General features: G+C 27.7%; 6 protein-coding genes. 3 read left to right on the forward strand and 3 right to left on the reverse strand.

Annotation, left to right across the window (positions count from 1 at the left end):
- A partial coding sequence (locus tag RH99_RS17020; protein WP_010241104.1) for an HD-GYP domain-containing protein occupies positions 1 to 1,058 on the forward strand: 1,058 nt, incomplete at its 5' end.
- A gap of 17 nt (positions 1,059 to 1,075) precedes the next feature.
- On the opposite strand, the gene lepB is transcribed toward RH99_RS17020, so the two are convergent.
- Together lepB and RH99_RS17030 are read right to left on the reverse strand one after the other, a co-directional pair.
- Positions 1,076 to 1,621 (reverse strand): signal peptidase I, encoded by a 546-nt coding sequence (lepB, locus tag RH99_RS17025; RefSeq protein ID WP_010241105.1) that lies wholly within the window; start codon positions 1,619 to 1,621, stop codon positions 1,076 to 1,078.
- Between the two features lie 171 nt (positions 1,622 to 1,792).
- Positions 1,793 to 3,826 carry a penicillin-binding transpeptidase domain-containing protein gene (locus RH99_RS17030; protein WP_010241108.1) on the reverse strand — a complete coding sequence of 678 codons (2,034 nt, stop codon included), beginning with the start codon at positions 3,824 to 3,826 and terminating at the stop codon, positions 1,793 to 1,795.
- Positions 3,827 to 4,114: 288 nt separating this feature from the next.
- Between RH99_RS17030 and RH99_RS17035 the strand changes: the two genes are divergently transcribed.
- Positions 4,115 to 4,687, forward strand: coding sequence for a biotin transporter BioY (locus tag RH99_RS17035; protein WP_010241111.1), 573 nt, complete (start codon positions 4,115 to 4,117; stop codon positions 4,685 to 4,687).
- A gap of 17 nt (positions 4,688 to 4,704) precedes the next feature.
- Here the strand turns inward: RH99_RS17035 and RH99_RS17040 are convergent, their stop codons facing one another.
- Positions 4,705 to 6,036 carry a CCA tRNA nucleotidyltransferase gene (locus RH99_RS17040; RefSeq protein WP_010241114.1) on the reverse strand — a complete coding sequence of 444 codons (1,332 nt, stop codon included), beginning with the start codon at positions 6,034 to 6,036 and terminating at the stop codon, positions 4,705 to 4,707.
- 357 nt (positions 6,037 to 6,393) lie between these two features.
- Here RH99_RS17040 and RH99_RS17045 point away from each other — a divergent pair, with 357 nt between their 5' ends.
- Positions 6,394 to 7,137 carry a peptidylprolyl isomerase gene (locus tag RH99_RS17045; protein WP_010241117.1) on the forward strand — a complete coding sequence of 248 codons (744 nt, stop codon included), beginning with the start codon at positions 6,394 to 6,396 and terminating at the stop codon, positions 7,135 to 7,137.
- The last annotated feature ends 364 nt before the right edge of the window (positions 7,138 to 7,501 follow it).

Genomic DNA, 7,501 nt, shown 5'->3' on the forward strand with positions numbered 1-7,501 from the left:
AAGAAAATAATATATTAGCAAAATCTATATATGATAATATGGGCAAAGTTTTATTAAAAAAAGGTGCTATACTTAAAAGGGCCACTATAAAAAAGATACAAAGTTTAGATATATATTCCATATACATAATTGATAAATATAGTAATAAAGTAATAGAAGATATAATAAAATCTGAAATAAGACAGAGAGTAATAATGGATTTAAAAGATAAATTTACGTATATTTATGCCACATCAAAGGATCATAATTATAAAAAGGATGGAGAAGAATTTAAATCAATTTTATATATTGTAAAAGAGTTAACTGAAGAGATATTATCAAAGAAAGATGTTATGATAAATCTTGTGGATATAAAGAGTAAGAGTAATTACATATTTCAACACAGTATAAATGTGGCTATAATATCACTTATAATAGGAATAAGGCTTGATTTTCATAAATTTGACTTAATAGATCTTTGTATTGGAGCTATACTTCATGATATAGGTATGATTTTTGTTCCAAAGCTTATAGTAAATAAGCAATCAGTACTTACTTGTAAAGAATATGAAATAGTAAAAAGACATACAAGGAAAGGTTATGAATACTTAAGAGAAAGCTTTAATATTTCAATAACTTCTCTTTTAGTTGTATTGCAGCATCATGAAAGAATAGGTGGACAAGGATATCCAGAGAGCAAAGTAGGTGATATGATAAGTAAATTTGCTAAAATTGTATCTATTGCAGATACTTATGATGCATTAACGGCAGATAGACCTTATAGAAAGGCTATGAGTCCAAATGAAGCTTTAGAATACCTTATGGCAAGTGGTGGCATTCAATTTGATTATAAATATATACAAATTTTTTCAAAAATAATAGTACCTTATGCAGAAGGTACTTTAGTAAACTTAACTAATGGTGAAATAGGGATAGTAGAAGAAATAAATGTTAATTTTCCGCTTAGGCCAAATATCAAGATTATAAGTAGTAACGACACTAGAAGAATTAGCAAGATTGTTGAACTGGAAAAGGAGCTTGATATAGTAATTGAAGATATCCATTATAAATCAGTATAAAAATCATACTAATTCTTCTACAATATACAAATTTTTTTAAACGGATAGACTCGTAGTATTGCATGACCTTTTATATCGTTTATGTTTACAGGGCCAAAGAATCTACTATCAGTACTATTATTTCTGTTATCACCTAATACAAAAATATATCCATTAGGAACAGTGTAGATTCTGTTAGAAATAAATGGACCTGAGGCAGTTACAGTATTATTATCTAAATATGGTTCATTTATAATATTGCCATTTATATATACCTTACCATTTTTTATTTGTATTTTATCACCGGCTAGGCCTATTACTCTTTTTATAAAGAGATCATTATTTTCATTCCTAGAGTTAAATATTACTATTTCTCCTCTTTTAACAATATGAGTAATTGAACTTATTTTTTCTACAAATGTTATATCTTTATCATTAAGAGTAGTAAGCATAGAGGTTCCTTCTATATCAGCCCGGGCAAATATGTACTTATTTATTCCTATAGCAAATAAAATTGCTAATATAAGAGTAATTAAGAGTTGTGTTGAAAGTTTAAAAACTTTATTATAATTAATTTTTTCCATAAAATTCCTCCTTATTTAATATATTAACAAAAGGTATAGTTAATATTCAACTATATTTGTAAAAATAATGAAAATATATTAATTTTTACAAAGGAATTTATGATATAAAAATACCTTAGCTAAAAATTAATTAAAAATTTTAGCTAAGGTATTATAATTTTAGTTTAAATATTACTTACAAAATTGTTGAAAAATATCTTTTACTTTAGGAACAACGTAGTGACTGCCACCCTTACTTTTGACATCTTCATACATTTCTAGTACTAAGAGCTTTGGATCATTAGTATTTACAGCTATAAACCAACCATTTTCAGTACCAGTTTTATCGTTCTGATTAGCTTTTATTTCCGCAGTACCAGTTTTACCAGCAAGAGGTATATTGGGAATATATGCATCATGACCAGTACCTTCAGGATTTGATACAACCTGGGTTAAATCTCCTAGTATTGTGTTGGCTGTATCCTGAGAGAATACATTAGCTTTCCATACTTTAGATGAAGAAGAAGCTTTTTTATCTGCATTTAAGTAAGGATTAATTATATTACCACCATTAACAAAAGAAGTATAAATAGTACTAAGGTGTAATGGATTTATAAGCATTTCCCCTTGACCATATCCTGAATCTGCTAATTGAATATCAGTGCTAATTGTATTATCTTTGGATAATTTTGAAGTAGTCATTTGATATTCGAAAGGCATATTTTCACCTATTCCAAAGTTTTTAGATTCAGAAGTAAAATTCTCCTTTCCTATATCTAATGCTGCTTGAGCAAAATATATATTATCAGAATGAACTAGAGCATTCAAAAGGTTAGGCGGACTTGTGTATTCCTCGGCTCTTGTTACAGAGTACCCACCCCAGCTATTATCCTTTTGCCATGTTAATCCAGTTATACTTTTAACTGCATTTGGATCTATTTTCCCCGTTTTTAAACCAATAGCAGCAGTAACCGGTTTAAATGTGGAACCAGGTGCAAAAGCTGTTTGAAAGCGATTTAAAAAAGGTTTTTTAGGATCATTATTTAATGAATTCCATTTATCTGAGGACATTCCAAGTACAAAGTCATTTGGATCATAAGCAGGTGAACTTACAAGGGCTAGTACTTCTCCCGTTTTAGGTTGCATAGCAACAGCAGTACCTGAATCGCCATTGTATTGATTATATAAAGCTGCTTGAATATCTGTATTTATTGTAACATTTAAATCAGTACCATTTTTAGGATCTTTCTTAGCTATAGTTTTTTTCTTATTTCCATTTTTATCTAGTATGTATATTTCAGCACCATCTTCCGATTTTAATTGCTTTTCATATATTTTTTCTAGACCACTTTTACCTACCACATCATTCTTAGTATATCCTTGATTCTTAAGTTTGCTAAGCTCATCTTGATTAATAGGCTGCACATAACCAGTTATAAAAGCCGCTTTATCTTTTAATGGGTATACTCTTGCGGATTTATCTTTTATTAAAATGCCAGAAATTTGGGATAAAGCTGATATTTTATCTGTTGAGTCCTTTGATATAGTATCAATAGGTACAAACATATCAGGTTTAACATAGGAGGCAGAAAGTTTTTTATCTATACTATCGGAAGAAATATTTAATATTTGCGCGATTTTATTTTTAGTATTTGAATCATTGGTACTAATTTTACCAGCAACAATACCAATCTCTGCAACAGAGCCATTTTGTGCAAGGTATGTACCATTCGCACTACGAATTTGACCACGATTCCCCAATTTTTTATCTACTCTAACTTTTTCTCCATCTCCTAAATCTGGAAAGATCATTTTATTACTCCAGTTTATAGTCCAAGTTTTTGTTTTGTTTATGTCTTCTTGTTTTAAATAGGCATTATCGTTAAAATTTATTATGCCAGCAGAGGTATTCATTGTTACTTTAAAAGGAATAGTTACAGTACCATTTGAATCTTTTTTAAAATCTTTTGGATATTCAGGGGTTATAGATATTTTGCTTAAGTCAATTCCATCGTAAATATTTTTATATTTTTCAATAAAATCTTTTTCTGAAATATTTTTTTTGTTATCTAAACTTATAATAGAATACATACTTTTAAAGTCGTTTTTATTCCAGAAGCTTATGTATTGATCAAAAGAGTCTTTTGCTGTGTTCTTATTACTACATCCAAACACAAATAGTAGAACAAACATTAATAGAAGGCTTAATAAAAACTTTTTTTTCATAACTTTGACATCCCTCAATTCTTATAAAATTTAGTACATATATATGTAAAATTTATCTAATACTATTATATAGTTTGTCATAAAAATTATACTTTGTAAAGCGTGTAGAAATATAACAAATTTGGGTAAAATGTATTGTAAACTTTATATATTATTGTAGTTGACAATGATTGCTTATTAATATAATATGAAACTTGTAAATAAAGCTTATTTATTATAATAATGTATTTTAATAAATAGGATTTATTAAGGCGATTAATAATATAAAATTAATGGGGGGTACGAGTTTTGAAGATTACTACAAGAGGAATGATTTTAACGGCATTATTTGCAGCACTAACAGCTGTAGGGGCATTCATAAGAATACCAGTAGGGCCAGTGCCTATAACACTACAAGCAATATTTACACTTTTAGCAGGTTTAATGCTAGGAGCTAGGGTAGGGGCTATGTCTCAACTTATATATGTATTATTAGGTCTGGTAGGGTTGCCTATATTTGCAGATGGGACAGGTGGTCTTAATCACGTAATTAGTCCAAGTTTTGGATATTTAATAGGATTTATAATTTCCGCTTTTATTATAGGGAAAATAGTTGAACATATTGAAAAAGTTACTTTCATAAAGATGTTTGGCGCTTGTATCTTAGGAATTATTATAATTTATTTAATTGGAATACCATATTTATATATAATATTAAAAAGTGTTTTAGTTAAGAATATAACCTTTCAATATGCACTTAAGATAGGATTTGTAGTTTTTATACCAGGAGATTTATTGAAGGCAGTAATAGCTTCTTTGTTGGCAGTAAAGGTAGTGCCTATACTTAGAAAGCAGGGTATGTTAGAAAATAGGTATCAGTAGAACTGATGCCTATTTTTTTAGGTATAAAGTTTTTTGTTTGCTATATCTATAAGTATATCTTTTTTATTTAATTTAGGATTTTTTAGTACAAGCTCTAACAATTCTTTAAGAGTACTACCAATTATAGTACCCCGATGGTAGCCAATATTAATTAAATCATTACCATTAATTTTTAGATCTTTTAACGATAGAGGTTCTTTACTATTTATAATTTCATGAACACAATTTTTTAAATGGAGTATACTTGAAAAATCATAAGGGGGTTTATGACCCTTTATATCTGCAATTTGTAAATCTAAAAGATAAGGAAAATTTTCTATACCAATTCTATTTATAAGTTTCTTTATTGCTGGTATTTTTAAGTTGTTTCTATTTACAAGATGTTCTTTTATAAGTATGTATACAGTTTTTATGGTAGTATTATCAAATTTCAATCTTTTCAATATTTCCTGAGAAATTCGGGCACCTTCTATAGCGTGCATATAAAAATGTCCTATCCCATGTTCATCTATAGTAAAACAATTAGGCTTACCAATATCATGAAACAGGGCAGCAAGCCTTACTATTAAATTATTAGAACTACTATCTAAAACTGTCAATGTATGTTCAAATACATCTTTATCATGATGGGGATTTTTTTGATTAAAGCCTACACAACGGGATAGTTCAGGTAAAATTATTTTTAATAAACCTGCAGAGTTTAATTCTTTAAATCCTATACTTGGGAAATCGCTTAATAATATTTTTGAAAGTTCATCTCTAATTCTCTCCATGCTTACATTTTGTATCATTAATTGATTTTGTATAATAGAAGACTTAGTATCTTCATCTATTTTAAAATTTAATTCTGTAGAAAACCTAATAGCTCGCAACATTCTTAAAGAATCTTCATTAAATCTTAAACCTGGATTACCAACACAGCGTATTAATTTATTATTTAAATCATCTTGACCATTATAAGGATCTTGCAAACCATCTTTATAATTATAGGCCATAGCATTTATAGTAAAATCTCTTCGTGCCAAATCTTCATTTAAGGAAGTAGTAAAGAGTACTTTATCCGGATGGCGATTATCACTATACTTACCATCTATTCTAAAGGTAGTAACCTCATAGGTGACATTTTCTAGTAATACAGCTATGGTCCCATGCTTAATTCCTATAGGTATAGTGTTATTAAATATTTGTATTATATCTTTAGGCATGGCATTTGTGGTTATATCCCAATCTTTAGGTAGCCTTTTTAAAAGACTATCTCGAATGCAGCCTCCTACTGCATAGGCAGAAAAATTATTTTCATTTAGCGTATTGATTATATATTCAACATTTTTAGGTAAATAAATTTTCATAGTTATACTCCTTATTTCATAATTAATATTATATTGTGATAAAGGCAGTTCTTTTACTCTACTTAGTTGCTGAGAACAACATGAAATTTCATTATTCAAGAGCTAAATTATTATATTTTGTTATTATCATTATAGATATTTGAATAAATAAAGTAAATGCTACAATATTTAAGAAATAGATAGTAATCTAATACTTGGATATATTGCATAATAGCTAATTAGAAAGGAACTACTATTTATAGAAATAGTTATTAAATGATAATTATATATTACTGACTTTTTCTTGTAGTAAAAAAGGATTAATGCTATCATCTATAATATGAACAGAGTTCAAATTTTTTTTTGAGGAGAAATAGAATGGAAAATAAAGTATTAGCATCAGTAAACGGAAAAGAAATTACAGAAGTCGATATTAAGGAAGCTATTTCAAGATTTCCACAAGATAAACAGCAATATCTTCTTAGTGAACAGGGAAATAAACAATTATTAGATCAAATTATATCTTTTGAATTAGTATATAATGATTCAAAAGAAAAAGGTCTTGAAGATGACAGTGAATACAAAAGTCAATTAGAAGCAATGAAAAAAGAAATATTAACTCAATTAGGAATAAAGAGAATTCTTGATGGAGTTTCAGTTAATGAACAAGAAGCTAAAGAATATTTTGAAGCTAATAAAGATAAGTTTAAGGATCAAGGAAAAGTAAGTGCTAAACATATACTAGTAGAGACAGAGGAAAATGCCCAAAAAATAAAGGAAGAAATAGAAGGCGGAAAAGCTTTTGAAGATGCGGCAAAAGAATATTCAACTTGTCCATCAAAGGAACAAGGAGGTAATCTTGGAAGTTTTTCAAGAGGACAAATGGTTCCAGAGTTTGAGGATGCTTCTTTTAAGCAAGAAATTGGAGTTGTAGGAAATCCTGTAAAAACTCAATTTGGATATCATCTTATAAAGGTTGAAAATAGAACAGAAGAAAAAGCTAAGAATTTTGATGAAGTAAGAGATATGATAATAAATGGATTGACTCAAGAAAGACAAAACATGAAGTATACGCAGTATGTAGAGGATCTTAAGAAAAAGTATCCAGTAGAAATTAAATAATATATAAAGTAATAAAAAGAACTATGAGATTTTATTTTAATAAATTTTCACAGTTCTTTTTTATTTAAACTTAAGAATTATATTATTTTTAAAAAGTATATCTATTTTAAATATAGGTAAAGATACAGAAATTTTATAGTTCTAACATGTATACTATACCTAGTGTATCAATATGTGAAAGAAGGAGTAATTGATATTAATACTTAGATATTAATACTTATTTACGAATTATCATAGATAATTAATTTTACTACTTAAGTTATTATGATAAGATAAGTGACGTTGTAAAGAGCAATACAGAAAAATAACTTCAAATCAACATAAAAAAAGTTATTGACAATATCTACAGATAATGATATTCTAT

Origin of the sequence: Clostridium arbusti SL206 (assembly GCF_000246895.1) — a bacterium.
In the GTDB taxonomy this organism is placed as follows: Bacteria; Bacillota; Clostridia; order Clostridiales; family Clostridiaceae; genus Clostridium_I; species Clostridium_I arbusti.